General features: G+C 57.0%; 23 protein-coding genes. 10 read left to right on the top strand and 13 right to left on the bottom strand.

The window, feature by feature from the left end; translation table 11 throughout:
• The first annotated feature begins 23 nt into the window (after positions 1-23).
• The gene (locus ACODSU_RS07315) at positions 24-1,262 is read left to right on the top strand and encodes a hypothetical protein (protein ID WP_488841203.1); all 1,239 of its coding nucleotides are present in this window, start codon (positions 24-26) and stop codon (positions 1,260-1,262) included.
• On the opposite strand, the gene ACODSU_RS07310 is transcribed toward ACODSU_RS07315, so the two are convergent.
• On the bottom strand, positions 1,259-4,255 hold the full coding sequence (locus ACODSU_RS07310; protein ID WP_488841201.1) for a phospholipase D-like domain-containing protein: 2,997 nt from the start codon (positions 4,253-4,255) through the stop codon (positions 1,259-1,261). The two genes, ACODSU_RS07315 and ACODSU_RS07310, sit on opposite strands and share 4 nt — an antisense overlap.
• Before the next feature lie 298 nt (positions 4,256-4,553).
• Between ACODSU_RS07310 and ACODSU_RS07305 the strand changes: the two genes are divergently transcribed.
• A complete protein-coding gene (locus tag ACODSU_RS07305) occupies positions 4,554-6,371 on the top strand; it encodes a hypothetical protein (RefSeq protein WP_488841199.1) in 1,818 nt (605 codons plus the stop codon).
• A gap of 82 nt (positions 6,372-6,453) precedes the next feature.
• Here the strand turns inward: ACODSU_RS07305 and ACODSU_RS07300 are convergent, their stop codons facing one another.
• From ACODSU_RS07300 to ACODSU_RS07250, 11 genes are all read right to left on the bottom strand, one after another.
• The gene (locus tag ACODSU_RS07300; RefSeq protein ID WP_488841197.1) at positions 6,454-7,743 is read right to left on the bottom strand and encodes a hypothetical protein; all 1,290 of its coding nucleotides are present in this window, start codon (positions 7,741-7,743) and stop codon (positions 6,454-6,456) included.
• 4 nt (positions 7,744-7,747) lie between these two features.
• Positions 7,748-8,440: a hypothetical protein gene (locus ACODSU_RS07295; protein WP_488841195.1), complete on the bottom strand. Its 693-nt coding sequence runs from the start codon at positions 8,438-8,440 to the stop codon at positions 7,748-7,750.
• 149 nt (positions 8,441-8,589) lie between these two features.
• The gene (locus ACODSU_RS07290; protein WP_488841193.1) at positions 8,590-9,036 is read right to left on the bottom strand and encodes a hypothetical protein; all 447 of its coding nucleotides are present in this window, start codon (positions 9,034-9,036) and stop codon (positions 8,590-8,592) included.
• A 113-nt stretch (positions 9,037-9,149) separates the two neighbouring features.
• Positions 9,150-9,722 carry a hypothetical protein gene (locus tag ACODSU_RS07285; RefSeq protein ID WP_488841191.1) on the bottom strand — a complete coding sequence of 191 codons (573 nt, stop codon included), beginning with the start codon at positions 9,720-9,722 and terminating at the stop codon, positions 9,150-9,152.
• Between the two features lie 11 nt (positions 9,723-9,733).
• On the bottom strand, positions 9,734-10,018 hold the full coding sequence (locus ACODSU_RS07280; protein ID WP_488841189.1) for a hypothetical protein: 285 nt from the start codon (positions 10,016-10,018) through the stop codon (positions 9,734-9,736).
• 15 nt (positions 10,019-10,033) lie between these two features.
• A complete protein-coding gene (locus tag ACODSU_RS07275) occupies positions 10,034-10,381 on the bottom strand; it encodes a hypothetical protein (RefSeq protein WP_488841186.1) in 348 nt (115 codons plus the stop codon).
• Positions 10,382-10,675: 294 nt separating this feature from the next.
• Positions 10,676-11,077, bottom strand: a complete 402-nt coding sequence (locus tag ACODSU_RS07270) for a hypothetical protein (protein ID WP_488841184.1) — start codon at positions 11,075-11,077, stop codon at positions 10,676-10,678.
• 342 nt (positions 11,078-11,419) lie between these two features.
• Positions 11,420-11,668 carry a hypothetical protein gene (locus ACODSU_RS07265; protein WP_488841182.1) on the bottom strand — a complete coding sequence of 83 codons (249 nt, stop codon included), beginning with the start codon at positions 11,666-11,668 and terminating at the stop codon, positions 11,420-11,422.
• Between the two features lie 12 nt (positions 11,669-11,680).
• The gene (locus ACODSU_RS07260) at positions 11,681-11,911 is read right to left on the bottom strand and encodes a hypothetical protein (protein WP_488841180.1); all 231 of its coding nucleotides are present in this window, start codon (positions 11,909-11,911) and stop codon (positions 11,681-11,683) included.
• Positions 11,908-12,150, bottom strand: a complete 243-nt coding sequence (locus tag ACODSU_RS07255; RefSeq protein ID WP_488841178.1) for a hypothetical protein — start codon at positions 12,148-12,150, stop codon at positions 11,908-11,910. Before ACODSU_RS07255 ends, ACODSU_RS07260 begins: the two co-directional genes overlap by 4 nt.
• Before the next feature lie 8 nt (positions 12,151-12,158).
• Positions 12,159-12,443 carry a hypothetical protein gene (locus tag ACODSU_RS07250; RefSeq protein WP_488841176.1) on the bottom strand — a complete coding sequence of 95 codons (285 nt, stop codon included), beginning with the start codon at positions 12,441-12,443 and terminating at the stop codon, positions 12,159-12,161.
• Positions 12,444-12,659: 216 nt separating this feature from the next.
• On the opposite strand from ACODSU_RS07250, the gene ACODSU_RS07245 reads away from it, so the two are divergent.
• From ACODSU_RS07245 to ACODSU_RS07210, 8 genes are read left to right on the top strand one after another with little or no spacing between them, the layout of a single operon-like run.
• Positions 12,660-13,364, top strand: a complete 705-nt coding sequence (locus ACODSU_RS07245; protein WP_488841174.1) for a hypothetical protein — start codon at positions 12,660-12,662, stop codon at positions 13,362-13,364.
• Between the two features lie 4 nt (positions 13,365-13,368).
• On the top strand, positions 13,369-14,667 hold the full coding sequence (locus tag ACODSU_RS07240) for a hypothetical protein (RefSeq protein ID WP_488841172.1): 1,299 nt from the start codon (positions 13,369-13,371) through the stop codon (positions 14,665-14,667).
• Between the two features lie 25 nt (positions 14,668-14,692).
• Positions 14,693-15,256 carry a hypothetical protein gene (locus ACODSU_RS07235; protein WP_488841169.1) on the top strand — a complete coding sequence of 188 codons (564 nt, stop codon included), beginning with the start codon at positions 14,693-14,695 and terminating at the stop codon, positions 15,254-15,256.
• Between the two features lie 46 nt (positions 15,257-15,302).
• Positions 15,303-16,013, top strand: a complete 711-nt coding sequence (locus ACODSU_RS07230; protein WP_488841167.1) for an antitoxin Xre/MbcA/ParS toxin-binding domain-containing protein — start codon at positions 15,303-15,305, stop codon at positions 16,011-16,013.
• Positions 16,010-16,495, top strand: coding sequence for an RES family NAD+ phosphorylase (locus ACODSU_RS07225; RefSeq protein ID WP_488841165.1), 486 nt, complete (start codon positions 16,010-16,012; stop codon positions 16,493-16,495). The genes ACODSU_RS07230 and ACODSU_RS07225 overlap by 4 nt, the downstream gene beginning before the upstream one ends.
• Positions 16,473-16,940: a hypothetical protein gene (locus tag ACODSU_RS07220; RefSeq protein ID WP_488841163.1), complete on the top strand. Its 468-nt coding sequence runs from the start codon at positions 16,473-16,475 to the stop codon at positions 16,938-16,940. Before ACODSU_RS07225 ends, ACODSU_RS07220 begins: the two co-directional genes overlap by 23 nt.
• A gap of 41 nt (positions 16,941-16,981) precedes the next feature.
• Positions 16,982-19,267 (top strand): AcrVA2 family anti-CRISPR protein, encoded by a 2,286-nt coding sequence (locus ACODSU_RS07215; RefSeq protein ID WP_488841161.1) that lies wholly within the window; start codon positions 16,982-16,984, stop codon positions 19,265-19,267.
• A gap of 16 nt (positions 19,268-19,283) precedes the next feature.
• The gene (locus ACODSU_RS07210) at positions 19,284-19,826 is read left to right on the top strand and encodes a ProQ/FINO family protein (protein ID WP_488841159.1); all 543 of its coding nucleotides are present in this window, start codon (positions 19,284-19,286) and stop codon (positions 19,824-19,826) included.
• Between the two features lie 5 nt (positions 19,827-19,831).
• Here the strand turns inward: ACODSU_RS07210 and ACODSU_RS07205 are convergent, their stop codons facing one another.
• Positions 19,832-21,334 (bottom strand): hypothetical protein, encoded by a 1,503-nt coding sequence (locus tag ACODSU_RS07205; protein WP_488841157.1) that lies wholly within the window; start codon positions 21,332-21,334, stop codon positions 19,832-19,834.
• Positions 21,335-21,368 lie beyond the last annotated feature (34 nt).

Raw genomic sequence — 21,368 nt, 5'->3', positions numbered from 1 at the left:
TGAAACGCACCTGTGGAGCCCTTATGAATGAAGCCCAACGCCTGCAACTCCGGGATCTGATCAGCGGTTGCACCTTCCCTGCTGATGAGCATGGTCACGTGCACCGGAGGTTCCGATTTGTGGCGGTGACCCCGGGCACTGATGGCGTTGATGCAACGGTGCACATCAACCATCTGGAGATGGTGTGGCAGCTGGCCGGTGTTGATGAGTCCCCCCTCCAATACCTGGAGGGCGTGCTCGCCGGGTCTCCATTCGCTGACAACAAAATCACCGTGGCTTTGTGCCGCGAGTGGGCTCTGCCGTGGGATATCACTGCGGTGGACCCCAGCCGCGACTTCCCAACGCTCATTCTGTTTGAACACCCGGATTTGTCGGTCGATGGCGTTCTCATGCGCGAACCCCACCACGGCTCGCATACGGAGCTAGCGGACGGCTATCCTGAGCGCGCAGAAGCCTTGGCGCTGCTGGCGGACCTACAGGCCTTGGACCGGTACCAGCCATTCCTGCGTTGGTACAAAGAGTCGAACATCCACGCTGCGACGCTGGACGAAGCGTGCGCCGCTGCTCCTGAAAGCCCTGTGGGCCAGAAGTTTGTCGTGCTCTACCGGGGCCATGAATGGTTCTTCGGGATCTGGAACAACCCAGTCAAGATCCCTCGCGACGCCTCCAAGCCCCTGTCCCTGTCGAGCATTGCGGATTTTCATGGGACGCGCGTATCAACGTCGAAGCTGGCCACGCGGACAGGCCTTGAGCTGGTCAAGGGCCAGGAAACCCTGAGGGGCGAGGGGGCTGTTCTGGATTTTGCCCTGGCCGTCACCCGCAAGTTGCGCCAGGACGGAGTGGACTTCGAGGTTGGGCAGTACGAAACCCATCCTGGTGTTCAGTCGCTGTGCGCCTGGTGGAACACGACCGCGCCGGAGCCCCTGCGCAGCGCTGGTTGCTTTCGGCTATACGTATGGGACGAAAAGACCAAAGTGTTCCACGCCGGGGACCCTGATGAGCCCGCCATGGATGCCAGTGCGCTCGCCAACAGCGGCCCATTCGCATTGTTCGAAAAGCCAGGAGCCCCTTTGGTGGCCGCCACCTTCTATCGCGGCCGTGAATTCAACGTGGCGCGGGGTGGGGGCTCTGTGGTCTTCTCGGTTGATGGTGAGGAGGCCTATGACATGGGTCTGGCACTGCACGAGATGGATGAAGCCTACTACTCGGCCTTGGCGCTGTCTGCGAGGTCGGTTCAGGCGTTTGCGGCCTCTGGATCCTAAACTTCACGGACTTTGATCGGGCTATTTGATAGCAGCCGCTGGAGACCTGGGTACTGATGGATATGGTCGCGGTAGCTGCCATAGATAACCAACTCCTGCGCCTTGGATGGGACTTCGTGCATCCGTAGTGAAAGAACAGGCTGTAGCTCTGGTTTGCTTTGGCCTAATTTAATTATCTGCAGATACTTGCCCAATGCCATACTCTCCATTTCCTCATCCGCTCCATCAGCTTTCATCGCTGAACTCCCATATTTTATGTAAATCTGGAAAAGCTCTGAATACAGCCTGTCCAGTTCACGAAGAATTCTTTCTTTGTTGCTGAAGTCAGGAGTGGATTGCAGCGCATCCGCAGGCTTGGCCTGAATTTTCTGAGCGATGTCTTGCTTACCCTCTGTAGCTGCTGTGGTCTTCGGATAGAAAACACTTCGCTCATCTACGAGCCATGGGTGAGCGGTGATTTCACCTGCAGAGACTTTTCTAAAAAACCTCTGGCACTTCAGATATTTTCCAAGTTGAGATTCATCGACTTCCAGGAGGAAGCCTCGTCTGTCACTTCTAACTCGGACCAGTTGATTTTCTGGAGTGTGATTAATTCCGAGTAAATAGAGAATTATCGAGTGCTTGACTTGCGTAGGCGCTAAGGCTTTTGCGATGTCGTGGGGTGCTCTGAATCTGGTCTGTGGTGGTATCTTCTTGGCGATGAAATCAAGAATTGAGGCATAAGAACTATCAGCGTTGGATGGATTGGCTAGGAAGTGATTTATTGTTGAGTGCTCAAACTTTGCCAACGCTTCATTGTGAAGAATTTCCAAGTTTGGAAAGCATTCGTGCTGAACGCCAGACTGCCAAGCGACACCGGTGAGGTAGTTGTTAGTTTTAGGGAAACGTGACAAATTAACTTGAATAAGGCGTATTTTTACGCCCCTTTGATCTGCTTCAGTGACTTGAAAGAGATTGAGCAGTGTTCCTCCGCTTCTAAATATTAGATAACGGACAAGTTCTGCTCTGACACCACTGCGCCCGAGAAATGTCACCCAAGAATTTTCAGGCATTGCTGATGAGTGCGGATTGAGCTTTTTGAATATCCATCGGCAGATACGCAGGTAGGCGTCGTCGGCCTGTTCAATCGTTAGATTCCTGAATCGTGGGGCAATTGGAGTGATTGTCTTTTCTTCTTTGGTTTTCAGGGTCAATGGTCGCGGGGGTTGTGCTAAAGCTCTCAGTGCAGGATATTGATTGATAACGGCGGACGTTCGGGGGAGCTTGGTAAGATCAGGGTTGTCCAGAATGTCAGGCACGACTTTCACAAAGTCACGGGATTGTGTTCCCATGACAATGAAAGGGCTTCGGAAGAATGGATATGTCCCATCCAATAAACGAGAAACGTCCGTAGAGGAAAGACTGGTCTTGATTTGTAGTTGACGTTTGATCCGCTCAAGGGGGATCGTGGAATTTCCACTCGTATTCTGAAATTCCTTAGCCAAGTATTCAAAAAACGTATCGAAGCGATAGAGGCGGATGCTTGAGTCTGATTCACTGTCTGATATCGCATCCGCAGCATCTAAGGGATCTCCCGCCAAGGCCCGTCCTGGCGTCGCATTCGTTTCCTGAATGTCGTGGAAATCATTTGGTGGTGAAGATGTGTGTAACTGCCCCACCCCAATCCGGTGCTTTGCAAGTCGTGCTTCCCATTTGGAATGAGCCCGAGAGAGCAATTTCAGGCGTGCGCTCCAAGTGGCTTTTTCAGCAAGGCGTAGACCTCCCTCTTCGATTAAGAACCCAGCGTTGACCATGCCCGTGAGTACCGTTCGAAAGGTGCCCACCGGCATGCCCATGTCGGTGTGAAAGTCAAGAGTTGCGACAGGCGTCTCGAAAGAGAGAGCGTCAATGATCTGGCCAACCAGCTCATCCACAGGTCGAAGTCCGGCCGTGAGCAGTTCCCTGTTGCTCTGGATGAATCGCCCATTGCTGTAGACAAGACGGTTCAGCGCAGTGGACGAAAACAGGGTTCTTGGGTGTGACGCACAGGACTCAAGAAGGACGAAATACGCCTCACGCGCCCTTAGCGTTGGCTGTTTGAGGCGCATGGCCTTCAGCGCCTCCTCGAAGGTGAATGAGGTACCTGCATGCCTTGAGATGTAGGTATCGAGTTCAGCCTCCAGATCGAAAGTTGAGGGTGGGTGAGCCGAAGAAGCGTCATCGCGTTTGACTGGAATGCGCACGAGCCTTGAGTCCTCGCCTGGGACCGACCTGACAACGGTTATCGTTCGTGGAAGAACTACCTCCGGCTGAGAAACTGGTTCAGATACTTGGTCCTCCTCTGCTGATGAACCCGATGTAGGCACCTGAGCAGTGGTTGGGGCCATGGCCGGGGTAGCCTTCTCCAGTCTTTGTTTGACGGGTTGGGGCTCGTGTCCCAAGATCTTCACCAGCTTGGCTCGCACTCGTCGTGCTCCAGACTCCAGCTGAGTGGCCTTCAGATCCGCGAAATCTGCCGCGATGTGAGAGATTTGGTCCAGCTCGGCAATCAGGTCCAAGACCTTCTGCAGTGGAGGCGGTGAGGTCTGGCTCCAGATGGCATCGAACCACTGCTGGATCTCTTGCACCTGGCCTGGATCGGTCAGGAGCACGCCGAATTCTGTGCGGCGCAACACACCCGCATCCGTCAGGTTCGCGGAGCCCGTGTAGGCCCCCACGCGGCTCACCACGGTCTTGGCGTGGATCGCAGGGTAGTGGTGCACCAGGCCATCGTGTTCCTTCAGGAATTCGTAGACAGAGCCGCGTTCCCTGACGGGAGTTGCAGACAGCCACTCCAGCACATCCGAAATCAGTCTCCACGAGGTGGACATTCCGATCAGCCGATGGAGGTACTGCACCCCAATGTAGGGGCTGACGATGCTCACTTGCTGGCCCTGTACCACCTGGACGATCGCGCGATCGAAGGGCGATTCCGTGCTTGGATTTTCAGGTGCGTGGTACAGGAGCCGCTGCATTCATTCCCCTTGGTTGTTCTTTGGAGCTGGTCTATTTTGCGGGACAGCCACCAGCACTCACAAACCCATTTTTCCTTTGGTCTCCGTGGGCGCGAGCGTGGTCGCTGTCCTTCCTATCCACTTCCATCTGTGGCAAGATTGGCGACCGGATTGGTCTCATCCGCACCGCTGGCATTGGTAAAGGCTACGTCAGAGACCACGCTCCCCGACCGTTGAACGCAACTCCGTTTTTCATGGTGGCGCACCCCCCGGCAAGCCAGCCCCTGAAGATTTCCGACGCCACCGGAAAGAAGGAATCATGCGTATCGCTGTCTCACAGGCGGACCTCGACTCGGGCCGCTTTTCTGCAATTTCCCGCTCCCTGGTCAAGGCCTGGCCTCACGGCAAGCTGAGCCTCATGCAGGCCCAGGGCAAGCTCTCTCAGCTACTCGGCTACCGCTCCCTGCATGACCTGCAGCAGTTGGCCAAGGGGCGTCTTCTTTCGCCACCCAAGCCCGCTACCCGCGAGCAGATAGCCGACAGCGTGGCCTGGAAGCTATCGCGCCTTGCGCCGCTGCCCCTGGCGGATGCACGCGAGGCGGTCAAGGGCTTGCGGCTGAACATGTTGGAAGTCGATGCCAGCACGCCAGAGGCGGCCTTCGAGGAGGCCCAAAAGTCCGTCAAGGCCTCCGGCCGCATGCTGGTGCTTGACGAGGCTGGAACCCTATTCGGTTCCGATTGGCACCCGCGCACAGCCGAACTTCTCGACTGCGGAGCCCCACCCTACACCTTCGCTGTCCTGCCAGATAAGCGTGCGTTCTCGTGGCCCCTCTTAACCAGCTTGGTCGATGCCTTGCCAGCTGACTTCCAGGATGACCTGGTGATGGAAGAGGGCTACGGGGGGCTCCAGTCGAGGACAGAAGTTTTCCGGGCCTTCGTGACGAGGGAGTTGCTACCTCAGGCGTTCGCCCCGCTGGCCCAGACCATCAAAAGGGACAAACGCCTACCCATTGGGCTTTCCATCCGCTGGCTTATGAACGAGGAGAACCGTGTCATCGGCCGCGTTATCGACAACTGGGCGCTGGGCGGCATCATCCCCGTGGTCTACGACGCGCAGAGCGACGATATCTTCGAGGCGCTGGCCGACCTCATGTGCGGCCAACAAGTTTTCGTCCCGAAGGTTCCTGGGGGGGCAACCCACATCAACGCCTTCCTGCCGTCGTACAGCTTCCAGGGATTCGATATCGGCGCGGATGCCGATCGGCTGTCTTCACTTTTGAAAAACACCCTGCAGCCCCTCTGCGCGGTCGCCTACTGGGAAGATCACGCAGTGCTGGACGCCGGCGAGGAGGGGATGTTCATTGAGCAAGGGCAGGTCTATGTCCGGCACCAGCAGCGCATGTTCCTGGGCCCCGGACTAATTCCCACCTGGTTGTCATCGCGTGGCGGTATCCCCGCCGTGCTGAGCAACTGGCCAGACGCCCCAGGGCTCGATGTTTTTCCAGCGGGTGTTGAGGCCCTGCGCAGCGCTGTTGCCGCAGAGTTGCAAGACCTCTACCGCCTTGCTGAAGACGCGGCTACCCGATGGACAAACGAGTCGTTAGTCCAAGCCTCGCTGGGGCTCGCCCCTGCGCGTGAGTTGGACCAATACCTTGACCATGAAGCCTTCATAGAGGATGAATCGAAGCGATATGCCCTGACGATCCGTGGCCGCGAGGCCAAGGAGGCAGCACCAGAGCTGCAGGGCTATGCGGATCTGACAGTGGGCATCGTGTGCTCCAAGGTCGGGAAGGGGTTCCCCGAGATTGAATCGGTCGCGGGCTTTCTGGTGTATTCCGCTTTCTGCGCCAGCGCTGTGGATCCCCAGGATGCAGATGCTGCCCTTGTGGGCTGGCGTGCACCACTGCTTGCATACATGGTTCTGGAGGGGCTGGCTCAGGCGGAAGAGATGCTCGCACGCGCCCGGGAGGTGGAGAGGATGGATCGTGCCGTCGATCTCCTAGAGTCCAAGCGCCAGAGCATCTTCAAGTGGCGCTCGGAAGTGAAAGCTCAGCAGCAGCTACGAGCAGATGGGCACTATCTCATAGCAGATCAGCCTATTCGGCGAACCAAACCGGTGATCTTGAAAGAGATGTAGACCTTGATATAGTGAACTATTTAACCCAATTAGAGAAACGCGCCAGAAATGGCGCTTCTACTAGCATTTATTTTTGCAGACCTCAGTCTGTGAGGAGTTTGATTTCATACGAATCCCAATTTTTACTGGATTTATTGGGTGGGACTTCAAATTCCTTTATTATCGAAAATAATTTGATTTTATGAATGTATGCGTATGTTGCAATATTTGGCGGCAGATCGTCGTACCTCCGCCCGTCCCATGAAAGTAGATGCTTACGCTTGCATAGGATGGAGGCGAATTCCTCGGTAATCGCCGTCGTTATGCAATCGGCATGATATATTTCTGGGGCGCTTACACTCGGTTTACCCTGCTTGCTCTTCAAGTGGAAGTTGTATGTATAGGTGTAGGCAAATTCATTGCCTTTCTCGAAAAGAAATGGATTTCCTTTCAAGGTGATATCTTTAAGTGTGCGTTTGGTATCGCCAAAACTTGAAGATCGATACGAGACGACATCTACCAGCCCACCTAAAATTGATACAGAGTACGTCTCAGATCCATCTTCGGTAAAGATATACCCGTCTCCGATGCTTCTTACTTCCCTTATAGAGGATGGCTTACTACCATCCTCTATAATGTATTTGACGTTGGATGAAACTGCATCAGGTGACTCGATTCGAATTGCTGCGAGTTTGTCTCTGGTTGATTTAGGTATGAATGACGCAATAATCGCAGGTGGCTCACCAAGATAGGATGTTTTTCTTCCTGAGTCTCCAGGGTCATCTCTGAACCTGCGTAATGCATTCCCGGCTGCTTTACCGAACTCATCTTTGCGCTCAGCCAGTTGCAAGTAAAGTCTTCTCGCCATTAACGGATCCGTATCCTCCAGCTGCTTTGCTGCCGCCAGAACAGCGGCAGGCTTCGGCTCTGAGGGGGGCTTTGCATTGATGGTGGTGGAGCTTCCTGCAATGAAGCTTTTGAGAGCGTTCAATTCTTTCGCAGCCCTGGTCATGATCCGATCAACTACTTGGTCGGTCTCGCGCTGTCTGGCCAGCATCTGTTCATTTTGTTGAGCGGCAATCTCTCGTTGCCGCTGTTCAGCAGCTTGGCGCCGAGCCTCAACTGCTGCGCGCTCTGCATCAATTCTCTGCTGCCTGATCGCAGCCTCGTCTTCGCGCCTGGTGCATGCAGCATTTCGCGATTCACAATCCATGCTGCATGACTGCATTGCAGTTGCTGCGGCGGAGTTGCCTCTGGTGGCCAGAGCCCCGAGAAGACCACCGGCCACGCAGCCATTGGTGCACGCAAGTAGCTCCTCTGCACAACTCATCTGGGCATTGGCTGATTGGCTCACCGCGAGGAACAGCAAAAGAGCAGAGAGAATCGAGCGCATCAGATCAGTCCTTGGAGAAGTACGCGCCGCTCTTCAGAGAGGATGATTCTTGCTTTTCAGCTTTAAGACGTTCCACCTCTGACTTTGAATGAACACTGGCGGGGCCGGTATTCTTCCAGCGCCTGTGCTCGCACCTATACATCCACTTGCCGTAGACAACATAGGCACCGTCACCGTAGTAGTTCAGCCCTCCACCATCCTCCCGGATTGCAGGCTTCGTGAAATAGGCACAGGCTTTGCCCTCGTGGTTTCCATCTGGATTTAGCGGTTGAAACGAGGCATTTTGCGAACCGCTGCCGGATCCACCATCGGGGTCATCCCCGTCATTCCCACTGGCTGGTTGAGCCCCACCCGCGCGCCCTCCGGAGGCGCCTGCGTTGCGCTGCTGCTGCCTCTCGGCCTCCCTCAGCCGGTTGTTCTCTTCTTGCAGGCGCTTCAGCTCCTCGGCATCGCGTTGACGGGCCTGGGCGTCCTGGTCGCGGGCATTCTGGTCCAGATGGCGCTGCATCATCGCGGCCGGGTTGTCGCCCGGGGATGTGCCCCTGCGCTGTCCAGCACTTCCGCCGCCGCTGGATGATGGGCGGGCACCAGGAATCACTTCGACCCCAGTGCTTCTTGATTGCGCATAGGCATTCAATGTGATGCCCATGGCAACGCAGAGAAGCGAGGAAGAAATGAGGGTTTTGTAGTGGGGCATGGGCATTTTCTGACTGGGAACCGTCAAAAGAACGTCCCCAATCAATAGTCGGCTGACACTGCCCGGAAAATAACTGATTGGCTACCGCAGGTAAATGGAAATTTCTCTGCGGTACGTTCCCCGGAGCCTTCTCCCTGCGGCTGGGTTTCCTATTGGCCTGTGGCCGGGGTGAACTCGCACAGGCCTGGCGGGAGTGTTCTCAGCGTGAGGGACACGGTGCGGCCCACAGCGGCGGCGTCCAACGCCGGGTAGAGGCGTTTCAACTCCCTCATCAGCTCGTGCCATTCCTGGCCCCCTGGCCATGGAATGGCCCCTTTGTGGATCAGTGCCGGGGCTCCAAAGTAGACCCCTGGATGTTTCTCGCGTGAGAAGGTGTTGAACTGATCGGCCGTGGGGTCCAGCACCAGGCCGTCAGGAAGACGCAGGAAGACATGCTCGCACTCACCCAGGTCAGAGACCACGAGTTCGCTGGCTGTGCCTCGGGCGAGAAGTACAGCGTGCAAGGGGGCTGAAAGAGCCGCGCACATCCTCTCACTGGAGCAGCCTTGTAGTACGGCCTCGCGAAACTCTCGGGCATAGGCCAGCAACTCACTCATCTCCAATTGCCTTCCAGCTTTTCACTTCGGTGCATGAGGTGTCAAAGACCTTCGCGCTATGCCTGCAAGCAGTTTGGCGTTCGTGTTCAGCGCGGGCCCGGTGTTTTTCTTGTTCACGCGGTGGGCTGGTTCTCTGGGAACCAGTACGGTTCGCCATTTGGCCCTGACCAGGGCAAGCCCATGTCAGCCTGCATTTCGATAGGCGATTTGCCATCCATCACCGACAAGGGCACGTAGAGCAGCACAACGCCCATGCCAGCCGGAGGATTTCCCGCACCAGGGGGGATGCCCATTCCAGCGCCGCCAACGACAGCCTCTTCGAAAAACCGTGAGTTTTCCTGGGGTCGATTGGCACCGGCTGGGGCTTCGTTCGATGGATTCACACGCTTCAGGTGAGCACGGATGCGATCAATGATTTCCGACTCCCCATCCTCCAACTCCGCGTCAAAACCATCCCGCCCGCAAACGTCGTTCACGTCGGTGAGCAATCTAGTCTGCTCATCAAGCAGCGCGCGGAGATCAGTGATCGTGGTGTTGAGCCGTTGCGTCTCCGCGTCCAACACGCGCTGCCAGTGCTTGTCGTCAGCTATGACCGAAATCAACGCGCTTCGCTGCTCGGGGCTCAGCGGTGTGTTCTCACTGAGAGCTTTGATCAACGCTTCGTGAGTCAAGTCTTTGGTTCCCATGTCTTATCCGATCAGTCCTTTGTTTGGCCGCTAGAGGGGCCGTAGATCTGTTGCCATTCCATGGCGCGGTATTGGGTGCCATCAGGGCCGTCAAAAGGCTCCATGCCCTCAATCCGAGCCCCAGCTAGCCCCATCCATACAACCCGTGCTTTCACCATTTCGGCGATCAGGGTGCGGCCATCCGCAGCCCAGGCCTGGGCCACCCCTTCACGCGCGTCAAATGAGACACTGCCAGGCACAGCGACAGGTTCCCGCACCGGCCTGCCGGCTTCATCGAGCAGCTTTGCGATCTTCATGGTTCGCTTTCGGTTTCAGGACACTTTGCCGCCTGCCGCACGGATTGCGGCCACCACGGCATCCCGCTTGGACACATCGCACTCAACGATGATGCTCACCGTAGACTGCGCCTTCCTCCAGCGCTTGAAGTAGGTTTCGAAGGAAGGCTCATTGCCATCCCATTTGGGGCTGAAAACGATACCTCCAGCAATGGTCACCACGGCTGTATCAGGGATCTCTGCGATGCCCTTATCCGGATCCAGGGGCACCCCATCGACTCGGACCTCTTCGTCATCGTGGTAGGTGTCACCACCATCCTCGGGCCAGAACGCGGGGTCGGCGTAGAAGCGCTTGATTTCCGCGCCGGTTGTCTTTGTCGTCATCTGTATTCCTTGGCTACGAGCGGCGTATCAAGCCGCCCAGCTTGTGCGAAACCTCAACTGCCATTTCCCAAATGGCGCTGCTCCTGTTCAAGCTGCTGGGCTCCGTTGGCCCATTTCTTCCATGCAGCCATGCTGCAGGCCGAGCTGCGAAATTCCTGGCCTGGGCGCCGCCATTCAACCGCTTCGGACGTGTACCTGTTCGCGGGAATGACCCGCACGAACTCACGCCTCTTGCCATCTCGCTCGAACTGAGTGCCTGGCTTCACTTCCCCAATTGACATGGCTGGCTCCTTGCTACTTCAGTTCGTTCCAGACCCGGACGGCTTCTGTCTTGGTGAACATCACATGCCCAGCCTTGTCGCACGGTGTATGGGGGGTTTTCGTGTTCCTGCCGCACAGTACCCGCCAGTGGCGCCCACCATGCTCGATCGTGGCCTGGGCATCGCAGGACGGGCATTTGTTGGGCTCAAGGTTCCGCGTCTTCCCGAGAACACTGGGCTCTTGGGCCTTCGCCAACGCGGCGAGGCCAGCGTCTGTGATCGTCCAGATGACACCCACAGATTCCGCCTTCAGCAGCCCAGACTTCACGAGCGCGCCCAGGACCCCGGGGCTGTGCTTACGGCGCCCGGGCAGTTGGAAAATCTTGTCCTTGCCAGCTTCTTGAAGCGCCGCAAGCTGTTTGACGGTCAGAATCATGGCCCCTCCACGGGCGAATTTAATGGTGCCTAACAGAGTGTTGATCTGGGGCGCAAAGAGTGGATTCGCAGCTAACAGAGAGTGGACCTTGCAGCCATCGGCTATGCCTATGGGAGTGCGGTTGTCTCCAGCCGGCAGTCCCCGCTCATGGACTTGGAGATCACACCAGCCCGTATCAGCGATTCCACTGTGGCCGGATGCACCGTGCGGGACTTGGATCCGTCCTGAAGGCGAAAGAGCCCTGTATCCAGTTGGTGGCGCAGTTGCGCTCCACCCTTCAGCTTGTTGACGAGAAGTTCTTGGGGCTCACTGAGTTTTAAGGGCATGGGCAGTAGCGTTTCGTTATGGGGCTTCATACCTGGCCAGCTGCGTGCGCAGCGCATCCGTGATGACCTTCTTCTGGGCGGTGTTCATCTCGGCCAAGATGGCGTCAGGGACCTTCATCACTGCGCCCATGCAAAGGGTAAGGAGCCGCAGCGCCTCTGGGACGCGCTCTGGGGCATCCAGTGCGGCGATTTCAGCCATCACTTCATCAAGGCTGACCTCAACCTGGACTTCTTGAGAGATTTCAATGGTGGTTCGTACTTGCATGCGATGGGCTCCTCATGCTTTTGCTTCGTCCAGTGAGCTTGCAATCTCGTCGAAGGCGCCTAAAGCGTCGTCGAGTGCGGAAGCTGCTGCTTCGCTGGCCTGGCCGTTCGGGGTCTGCTGCAGCCCCTCAGGCATGTTGTCGAAGGCTTCCTGCTCTTCTTGCTGGATGGCCTCAACCCGGGCGCGCAGATCGGCCAGCTCGATGAGAACTGCCTCGATCGCTTTGCGGCGTTGGTCGTTCATGTGATTCCCAGCTGCTTCAGGCGCTTCAGTCGAAGTTCGTGGGCCTCGTGCTCACGTGGAATGAACCCAGTGTGTGGTCCAAACATGCCCTGGGCTTGGACCCCGCCAAGGGGCAGGGCTTCCGGCGCCGAAATATCGCCGTCGAGGTCATCGAAGAATGACCAGCCAGCTACGTCCAGGACACGCTCGTCCATCCGGCAGAAGATCCCGGAACGCATCGGCGGTGCGTCGTAAGCCATTGCGGTGCTCATTCCTGGTGGGTGTTGCTGGCATCGCCCTCGGGAGGGAACTTGCCCAGCATCCATCTGCATAAGCCAAGCATCGCCGCCAAGGTCACCAGCAATGGGATGAATTTCCAAGCATGCTCTTTGGCCTCCTCAAGCAGGTGATCGCCCGACCGATGAGGTACCGCCATGGCCGTCACCACTCCCAGGCCCAGCAGGCAGAGGTACCCCAAAGACAGCAACATGGTGATTTGCCCCAGCCGCTGTCCAAAGATGAGGAGTGCTTTCGTTTGTGGGGTTGGCTTCATTGGACGACTTTGCTCAAAAATGGAGTGTCATTATAGTGTGCATGCACACCATGTGTGCCAGATATTTTTCGCCTGAATGTGTGAATGCCCCCTCTTTGTTTTTGTTTACATCGACATTGCCTTCAGGTATTTTTGTCAACCTGTTACACAACCCGGAGTCGTAATGGGGGGGAAGTAATTTTCCCGCTCGGGTGCTGGCGACTCACTCAACGGTAAATGAATATGAAATTTTCAGCAGTGCTTGTTTCGAGTGGTCTGCTATTCGCAGGGTTAGTTAGCCTCAGCAATGCCTATGCGCAATCAAGAAGCACTGGGGTCGAAGTGATTCCTGGTGCCCGCCCATCATCCAGCGGCGGCGGAAATGCTGGCCAGCGCAGAGGAACTTCACCGTCCGACAACCCGGCCGCGATGATGCAACGCCACCTGGATCAAAACGCGCGGGATCAGGACGCCCAGGCACGCCAGAGGGATGCAGATGAGTTGAAGCGCCTGCAAGACGAGAACAACCGGCTGCGGGAGGCCGAGAGGCAGCAGCAGCGCAACGCAGGCGCCACCGGAGGGCGTACTGGTGGCGCTCAGCCAGCCAGTGGGAACGACGGGGATGATCCGGCCGGTAGCTCTGGTGGTGGTACGACCATGGCCAATGCACCATTCCAAAAACCAAACCCTGACGCCAATCACGAGGGCAAAGGGTGTGCGTACTTCACGAAACCCGCAGTCACTGATGACGGGTCCACCTTGAACTACTACGGTGAAGGCGCATTCGTGGTTTACGGAAAGTGGATGTACAAGTGTGAATATGGCCGCTGGTCGAACAAGGGGCCTGCAAGCATGTGGCCGAAGTCTGATGTGGACCGTTTGACTGCTGAAACATTGGAGTCTTCTTCACTTCGCAGTGGCGCGTACTTTTCAAAGGACTGATCAGATGCGTGCTCTAGTTATCAACATTGTTCTCCTCATTGCTTTATGCCAACCCGCTCATGCGCAAATGGATTGCACTGAAGAACTCCTGGCTTGCACAAATGGCTGCGTTACCGGAGGAATACTGGGCGCACTGATAACAAAGGGCAATTCCGCAGCAGCCACTGCCACCCAGTCTTGTAGTGCCGATTGCGAGAATCGCAACGCAGTCTGCAAGAGCAGGGAGGCTGAGTCAGCACTTCGGCAGCAAAGGATTGACGCTGAACGCGCTGCGGTTGAGGCGCGGCGCCAGGCAGCGCAGCAGCGGCAACAGGAAATTGACGCACAGAACGCGGCACGCCAGCAGCAACATGAGAAGAATCTTGCATCCATCATGTCAGTCGCGGAAAAGGAGTGGAGGGCACTGGAGAATTTAGTGTTTAGGCCACCTCAGAACAAAGAGAAGCCGCCATCCGAACCCAAACCCTCTGCCATTCTTGCGGCAGCGAAACAACTTGAAGATACCGACCCGTTGATGGCGCGGAAGCTATATCTGCAACTCGCTGATCGCAAGGATGACTACGGGAAATCTGCAAACGCAGCCCTTCGTCGATTTCGCCAAGCCCCAGAAGAATCCGCTACGGCACCAACTTTGTTGGGGGCTCCTTCTCCAATCCTTGGGGCTCTAGTGCCGCCCACTACTTTGCGCAAGCTGGCCTCTATGAAGATTTCGGCTCCAGAGATAGTCCCAAGTTTGATCAGTTACTACAAAACCGACTATGAATCTCAGTTCATGCAGACTTGGCTCTCGCATTTTGGCGAAGGGTTTTTATATAAGCACGGAAAAACATTTGGAGGTGCCATTATTCAGGAGGTGGGGGTACTTGGCGGGCTTGTCAGTGTAATTTCGTACAGAAAAGGGTCTAAGAATATTAGCCAAAGACGCGTGTTAACTAGTCTCACTGTTCAGGGCGATCCATTAAATTTTACTGAAGGCAATAGTTTTGAGTTTTCAACAACGCATCAATCAGTTATGCGGTCTACAACCTCCTTTGTTTCGGAGGTTGATGATTTCAGGCACAGTTGCAAGGTTGTAAGTGCCGAAGGAGCTGCTGGAATAAAGTCTGGAAAAGTAAGCAGGATTACTTGTGAAAGGTTTCGCAGCGCAAATCAGCAGCAACCCGATGAATTGAAGTTTTTGTATCTGCATGACTCCAAGACATTTTCGGAAATCTCCAGCTTCAGGTTGAGTGGCTGGCAGACCAACGATGAGTTTGAGTCAGTGGCTATTCAAAGACTTGAAGCGTCTGATTTTCGGCGTTAATGCCTGTAAACGGTATTTTTTGTAGGTGGCCACGGATCAACGTCGCTGGCTTGGAGCGTTCGATCGCGCGGCGCTCGTCGCCCTGCGCGACCGGATTGTGGCCACCGGGGAGAAGCCCCCTGACCCCAGCCTCAAGAACATCGACTGGCACGTTTCCTGGGCAGCTTGGCGTGTGCAGCTGCCGTATTTCTGCGGTGGCGGTATCACCTACTTCCCCATCTCGGACTACGGCGGGCCTGAGGCCGCATTGATTCAGGCTCAATACCATCGCGATGAAGCCTATGAGCGGGCTGATGTTGATGTCTACGCGCGGGTGCGCAGCTCGCATCGCAGGGTCAACGACGGTGAGAGTCTGCTGCCCATTTCGGAGATCATGGACCGCAATACCAAAACGATTGTGGGTTGCTGGATGGAGACGGTGGATGGTCACGCCAGGCAGCGGAAAGTGAAAAGGGCATTCGGGGCTCTGCGGACGCGCAATGAGGCCTGGGCTCAGGTAGAGGCCATCGTGCGGGAGAAGGTGGCCGAAGAAGCGCAGCGCAGGCGAGTGCTTCTGGGCTGCGAGGCCGGGGCGACGCTTTGCCGATAACCGTTCCGCTCAAATGAGCGGTACTATTCGCTAAAAGGAGCGCTCTATGGCCACTCTGCACCAGTCATCCCACGCCAAACCCAAGAAGTCATCCTCTAAAACGAAAAGCGATGCTGAAGCGACGAAAACTCATGTAGTCCTGGTCAAAGCACTGGATACCGGAGGGTTCAGGGTGAAAACGGTGAAAGCTGCGGCTGTCGTCAAAGACAGCATCAGTTTCGAGATGAACAAGCTACGCAAGGTCTCGCTTACAACCTTCCGTGCTGATGATCAGCTTGACGAGTGGATCAAATCAAACAACCGTTTTATTGACTCTCAACAGCGCCACCTACTGGATTTCCAGGATGTGTATTCCTCTTCAATGTTCTCGCTTGTGGAGGCCACCAAAGCGGGCGTCTCCCCAAAGATGCTGAGCCTGTTGTCGTCCGAGATGGGACTGCCCAAAGAAGGCATGGCAGACCGCCTGGGGCTTGCCTCATCCACTGTGCGGAACAAAACCGCGACTTCCAAGCTGCTCTCCACCGACGACTCAGAGAAAGTCATCGGCATGTCCCGTCTCATTGGTCAGGTACAGGCTATGGTGAACGACGCAGGCAACCCTGAAGGGTTCGATGCTGCTGCGTGGCTGGCCAACTGGATGGAGCAGGGGCTCCCCGCCCTGGGCGGGCGCAAGCCATCGGAGTACATGGATACGGCGGTGGGCCAGGCATTGGTCTCCCAGCTGCTGGACCAGATCCGCAGCGGGGCCTATGCATGACGGTGAATCTTTGGCGCATCGCATCCGACGAACCTACCTTCACAGCTGACAGCCTCTCCGGCAAGGGAGCGGAGATTTCCGGTGGCCGCTGGAATCGTCCCGGCACCCCGGTGCTCTACACGGCCTCCAATGTGTCTTTGGCGGCAATGGAGACTCTGGTGCACTTCAATGCCTCGATGCTGCCCTTGAATCGCATCCTGGTGCGGATTGAGGTCTCCAAGGATGTCTGGAAAAAGCGCACCATTGCAGACCCTGCCACGCTGCCGGTGGGCTGGGATGTGGTGCCCCCGGGCATGGTGACCTTGGATTACGGCGACCAATGGCTGAAGTCTGGCTCCTCGGCGCTGCTGCAGGTGCCTTCGGCCATCGTGCCCGAGGAATACAACGTCCTGATCAACCCCCGGCACCCCGCGATGGCCAAGGGCGCCATCAAAGCCTTCAAAGAACGCCGCTGGCAGTATGACTCCCGCCTGCGAACTTGATTTCCAGTCCTGGCGCGAGCAGCTAGTCGATCGGGTGGTTGGAGAGATCGAGGTGACGTTTTCCCAGACAGGGGAGAGCGCCTTCCCAATGCGCTCCAAGCACTTCCTTGATGATCATCTGACGATGTACTACCGATGCCTGGCACCGAACGCCGTCAGGGCGCGGTACGCACGCTCCTGGGCTCCTGACCAACTTGCGGGACGTGGGCTGGTGATTGCCGACGTGACCATGGCTAGACAGTTCCGGGGAAGGGGGTTCCTGGGGGCGCTATTGGCGCGGTTGAAGGCTCTGGAGCCCCCGCTCAGCCACATCGAGTTTGAGAACGTCTACAACGCGCAGCTGATGGCCTCGGTGAAGGCGCAGGGCTGGCAGCAGCGCCATATCGGGCCGCAGGGGGCTCCGCTGAGGGATCCCTTGGGGGCTTGCATGTTTGCGCGTCTTTGAGCCCCGCAAGGGGTATCAGGTGCGATTTTGGAGGGAATTTCATGATCAACCGACCGCCTCGTGCGCAAGGTCTTGCAGCTCACATTTCAAACCCTGAGGCAGCAAAGCTTGCCCGGGAGATCAACAACGGCGGAGACGTGCGCATGTTGGTGCAGGAGGCCATTGTTGATGCGCAGATCCACAAGGACTGGGCACGCGTTGTCGCCATTGAGAACAGTCTGCAGAGGGTTGATGACCGCACCATAGCCCGCCACCTGGGCGCCGTGGGCACGCGAGCAGTGGTGGTGAGCCGACTCGATGGCGGCAGGTTGGCCGCGAGAATCCCCGAGGGCTACCAGCATGGGCTCGCGTGGTTGGTCTGTTTGATGTTCGTGCGGCTCGATGCGGACTTGGTGATCGCTGACGCCATCGCCAAGTCGTTTCGTACCAAATGCGCCGAGGCCGGAGGCTTCGGGGTTGATTGGGGCCCCAAGCCCATGTGCTTGCCGCCACTGGCCTTCGGTGGCCCGACACGCATCACAATAACCGAAGCTGCGGCGCGTGGAGACCTGAGGCGGCTGTACGAAGTCCAGGATTTTGCGGAAAGGGCCGTTGAAGCCCAAGAACGCGCCTCGTCCGGTGACAAGTCAGGCCTGGCCCATATCCTGTGGGGAACGGTGGTCACTGGCACAAACGAGCCGCTGGCGGATCTGTTCAACGAGGAGATCTGGTGCCCTGGCTTCGACCACAAGGCCCTGGCCCCCGCAATGACCCGTTTGCTGGCCGAGGCCGCAAACGAGTTCGACGGCGAGACCTACATCCACCCCGAGTGCCTCTCAGCGCCCGCTGCGAATGAGTTTGCTCGCCGCATGGTGAACGAGCAGGTGATCAGCAACGTGGTGCAAGGCCGCCTGAAATTCCAGCTTGGCGAAGACCTCAAGGGCGCCTCAGCGAGAATCACCAAGCTGATCCCGAATAGTCTGCCCTACATGGACCAGTTGCTGATTTCCATCTGGTCCCGCGCGAACATCCTGGTGCAGTCACTGCGGATTCCACGCTCTGGCAATTCGCTGGAAGTGGACGCGGAAATCATTGCTGACTTCTGCCGCGCGCAAGGCATTCAGAACGTGACCATGCCGGAGCTTGCCTCGCCGATTGGGGCCAACGACTATCCGGGGCATACGGTCGGCCTGGATGGCGCCATGGTCAAGATCGGTGTTGCCGGCATAGGCGATGCCTCTTGCTTGATTCAAACTCTGGATTGGGATGACCCAGAGGTTGATGTTGACCTCACCGGGGTTGAGAAGTTGCCATTCATCCTTGTCATCGACAAGTACGGCGTGATGACCTCGCTGGGCAAGCACTATCAGCCCCAAGTCTGGCAAGCGTTCAAGGAGTCTTGGAGCCGTCCTGGCGATCCGATCGCGCTCATGAAAAAAGACATGGTGCGGTTCTGGCAGGGAGTCCCTGACGATCTGCCCTGGGCACTGGATGCCTATGCCCTAGCGTTGCTCCCGGAGCGAGCGCATGCATTGGCTGCGCAGTTCAAGCTGGCAGGTGGGGCCATCGTTCAGGTGACGCCGGGGCTTGTGGACATCCTTCAAAACACCGATATCGGCGAGGACTGCCCATCGCAATTCCTGCAGGGGGGCTTTGATGTCATGTACCTGGTGTTCCGGGTTCCTGCCGAGGCCTATCTCGACACAAGCGACGTTGACGAAGAAGATGAGGTGTTCCGCATCGACGGGGTGCTGGTTCAGCGGTGGGAGGAGGCGGGCGTGCAGCGCCTACAGCTCGACGCTTTCATTACCAGCGGCCCTGCAGATGGATCAAACCCGTTCCTGGTGGAGGTGGCCACCCTCAATGTGGCAGTTGGGGAATCGTCCACGCTGGCCGACCTTCACAGTCAAATGGATCTTGATGATGGTGTGCTGAAGCAGGCTTTGGACCTCTATGCCGGGGTTATGCTCTACATGAATTCGCGGGATGCGCGGGTGCTGCGTAAGAACGAGCACACCGAGGCGGCGGCAGCTCTCGCGGCCCTCAACCGCAAAAAGCGTCGCAAGGAGCACTATCAGCGACTCAACGCGAGCGTGGATGCAATTCATGTGGGGCCCGAGACGGTTGACTCGGGGGGATTGGGTCTATCCCTCTCTCATGGGCGGCATGGCGTGAAGCCCCACTACCGTCGCGGCTTCGTCAGGTTCAATCAGCGGTTCGGAAAAGGGCTGCAGCAGACCCGCCCGGTGCTGATTCCTCCTGTCCTGGTCAACGCGCACAAGCTCGCCGGGGATGCCCCCGACAAGAAACAGTACGTCGTCGGTGCATCCAAGGCTGCACCTCAATAGCTCAAACCACCCCACCATGAATGTGAATACCGTGACAACAGGTGCAAACGACCTTGGGGCCATCAAGGCCTCAGATACAGCCGTCGCCCGCGAGATAGCAACTCTGTGGCCAAACCTTTTTGGACCCGGTGTTTTCGTGCCGCTCACAATCGGCATCGACAAGATCCTCGCCGCCGACGCACAGCGCAGGGGCTCTGCTTTGACCCGGGAAAAGATTCGCCTGTTCATTGGCTGGCATGTGAGGCGAGCCCCATACCTTGAGGCACAGAAACAGGGCGGGCCACGCCATAGCATCCACGGGGCTGTCGAGAATGCGCGGACGGTCACCACGGCCCATGCCAAATACGCCCAAGAGAAGCTGCAAGCCGTTGTGCAGCGCAGTGATTCGCCCTCCACCCAGGATACGGATGGCGAGGAAGGCATGTCCTGGTGGAACGGTCTTGATCGCCGAGAGAGGGCGAAGTGGATGAAAGCTGGGGGTGACACTGGCGTAGCAGCCGATGCCTGGAGAGCCTTCAAGACGGCGCTGTCAACGCTGACAGATACCGCTCAGGGCTGAGCAGGCTATTGCCTACTGCCACCGATGCGGAAGCCCTCCGCAAATGCGTTCTCGATCATGGATGCGATGGCCTGTGCAGGCAATCTGGAATTCAATGCATCTTTCACTTGAGCAAGGATGTTGCACTCCTGAGCCCAGTCCCGGGAAACCATCAAGGAAAGCACTAGACGGGCCGTTTCATCCTCGGCATCTTCATCTTCACGGGCAAAGTCTGTGATGCCGTTTTGGGAGTCTGCCTGGTCATCCAGCCACTCACCAAAAAGTTCTCTAAGGCCGCACCCCACGTGGCCATACTTGCCGTGATCAGCATGGACAATCATCGTCTCCAGATAGGCCGCTATCTCTGGTGGAACATGCACTGGTCCCTGAAAATTGATGAGGTCGTTGCGGTTGAGTACCGCTTCAGCTTTTTCGCCGCGCTTGAAGAGGATGATGGTGGGACTGTTGGAGAAGGACTCAAAGACCAGGACGCGGAAGCCATTGAAATCTGTGCTGGTGCTCTGGGCCTCAAACGAGTACATCAGGTCGCCACCGTCTGAGAGTTCGTCATAGACGGCAATGACGTTCTTAGGGGTGTCGGCGATCAAGAGGCACCCACCTGCTAAGTAGATGCTGTAGTCAAACTCTTCATCCTCATCCAGATGGATGGCGGTTCGAAGGTCTTCAAACTGGGACTCCTCAATGGGCCCATTACAAGACATCCACCTGTTCAGCGCCGAAACGCTCACGCCCGTTTCCTTGCAGAACTGCTTCTTTCCAGTGGGCCACATGCTGATTAGTTCTTTGAGCCCTTCAATGGGTTCTTCCAGCCACATAGGCTCGTTCAACTCTTCCTGCCTGTGTCGGTTCTGGGGCTCGGGGCTGCGCGGCAAAGCATCGATATCCCAGTCCATTGCGGGGGCAACAGGCCGATCAAAGAATCTTTGACCTCTGTTGAGCCAGGCTCTGAAGTGATCGAGTTCCAAGTCACTCATATTGAACCCCTCGATCATCCATCTCAGCATGGTGGTGTCGTGGTCTCGCAGTGAGGCGTTCGCGTCGGCCAGCGGGTGTGGCACGCCGCTGAGATCTTCCCGCCTCCACTCCATGGCGGCGAAACCTACATCCTTGACTGAAGTGGAAAACGCACCGATGGATTTGAGGTTTTGTGCTACGACGCACTCAACCCCGAGACTCTTGGCCCATTGAGAAAAGCCCTTGTCCGCACCCATAAGCACTGGCCTCACTTCGAGCCGCAGAGGCATGCCAAGCGTTTGGGGCTTTGCCCAGGCGTGTGATAGGTACTCGCCGATCGCCAGGGGAAATCTGGGATCCACCAGTAGCCGCGTTGAGTATCGGTAGGCAGGGACTACAAGGCCATATACCAGCAGTGGGGTGAGACTCTCCCCTGATGGGCCCATCAGGGCGTCGTCGATCCAGGCAACGCGGCCTTGCGCATCCAGACCGAGGGATTTGCATTCCTCTATCAGGAGGTACTGCATTTCTGCGTCGTAGATCTTCGCGCTCATCGCTCTGCGTCCTGTTGTCTTGGGATGGGTGATG

This window comes from Acidovorax sp. FG48, assembly GCF_057809085.1.
This window is presented reverse-complemented; position numbering and strand designations above follow the sequence as displayed.

Bases quoted from the DNA above. Each gene is read 5' to 3' on its own strand.
- ACODSU_RS07230 (WP_488841167.1), top strand. From the start codon at position 15,303: ATGGCCACTCTGCACCAGTCATCCCACGCCAAACCCAAGAAGTCATCC.
- ACODSU_RS07290 (WP_488841193.1), bottom strand. From the start codon at position 9,036: ATGAGTGAGTTGCTGGCCTATGCCCGAGAGTTTCGCGAGGCCGTACTA.
- ACODSU_RS07225 (WP_488841165.1), top strand. From the start codon at position 16,010: ATGACGGTGAATCTTTGGCGCATCGCATCCGACGAACCTACCTTCACA.
- ACODSU_RS07280 (WP_488841189.1), bottom strand. From the start codon at position 10,018: ATGAAGATCGCAAAGCTGCTCGATGAAGCCGGCAGGCCGGTGCGGGAA.
- ACODSU_RS07255 (WP_488841178.1), bottom strand. From the start codon at position 12,150: ATGGCTTACGACGCACCGCCGATGCGTTCCGGGATCTTCTGCCGGATG.
- ACODSU_RS07265 (WP_488841182.1), bottom strand. From the start codon at position 11,668: ATGCAAGTACGAACCACCATTGAAATCTCTCAAGAAGTCCAGGTTGAG.
- ACODSU_RS07250 (WP_488841176.1), bottom strand. From the start codon at position 12,443: ATGAAGCCAACCCCACAAACGAAAGCACTCCTCATCTTTGGACAGCGG.
- ACODSU_RS07305 (WP_488841199.1), top strand. From the start codon at position 4,554: ATGCGTATCGCTGTCTCACAGGCGGACCTCGACTCGGGCCGCTTTTCT.
- ACODSU_RS07215 (WP_488841161.1), top strand. From the start codon at position 16,982: ATGATCAACCGACCGCCTCGTGCGCAAGGTCTTGCAGCTCACATTTCA.
- ACODSU_RS07285 (WP_488841191.1), bottom strand. From the start codon at position 9,722: ATGGGAACCAAAGACTTGACTCACGAAGCGTTGATCAAAGCTCTCAGT.
- ACODSU_RS07260 (WP_488841180.1), bottom strand. From the start codon at position 11,911: ATGAACGACCAACGCCGCAAAGCGATCGAGGCAGTTCTCATCGAGCTG.
- ACODSU_RS07300 (WP_488841197.1), bottom strand. From the start codon at position 7,743: ATGCGCTCGATTCTCTCTGCTCTTTTGCTGTTCCTCGCGGTGAGCCAA.
- ACODSU_RS07315 (WP_488841203.1), top strand. From the start codon at position 24: ATGAATGAAGCCCAACGCCTGCAACTCCGGGATCTGATCAGCGGTTGC.
- ACODSU_RS07245 (WP_488841174.1), top strand. From the start codon at position 12,660: ATGAATATGAAATTTTCAGCAGTGCTTGTTTCGAGTGGTCTGCTATTC.
- ACODSU_RS07275 (WP_488841186.1), bottom strand. From the start codon at position 10,381: ATGACGACAAAGACAACCGGCGCGGAAATCAAGCGCTTCTACGCCGAC.
- ACODSU_RS07295 (WP_488841195.1), bottom strand. From the start codon at position 8,440: ATGCCCCACTACAAAACCCTCATTTCTTCCTCGCTTCTCTGCGTTGCC.
- ACODSU_RS07205 (WP_488841157.1), bottom strand. From the start codon at position 21,334: ATGAGCGCGAAGATCTACGACGCAGAAATGCAGTACCTCCTGATAGAG.
- ACODSU_RS07310 (WP_488841201.1), bottom strand. From the start codon at position 4,255: ATGCAGCGGCTCCTGTACCACGCACCTGAAAATCCAAGCACGGAATCG.
- ACODSU_RS07210 (WP_488841159.1), top strand. From the start codon at position 19,284: ATGAATGTGAATACCGTGACAACAGGTGCAAACGACCTTGGGGCCATC.
- ACODSU_RS07270 (WP_488841184.1), bottom strand. From the start codon at position 11,077: ATGATTCTGACCGTCAAACAGCTTGCGGCGCTTCAAGAAGCTGGCAAG.
- ACODSU_RS07220 (WP_488841163.1), top strand. From the start codon at position 16,473: ATGACTCCCGCCTGCGAACTTGATTTCCAGTCCTGGCGCGAGCAGCTA.
- ACODSU_RS07240 (WP_488841172.1), top strand. From the start codon at position 13,369: ATGCGTGCTCTAGTTATCAACATTGTTCTCCTCATTGCTTTATGCCAA.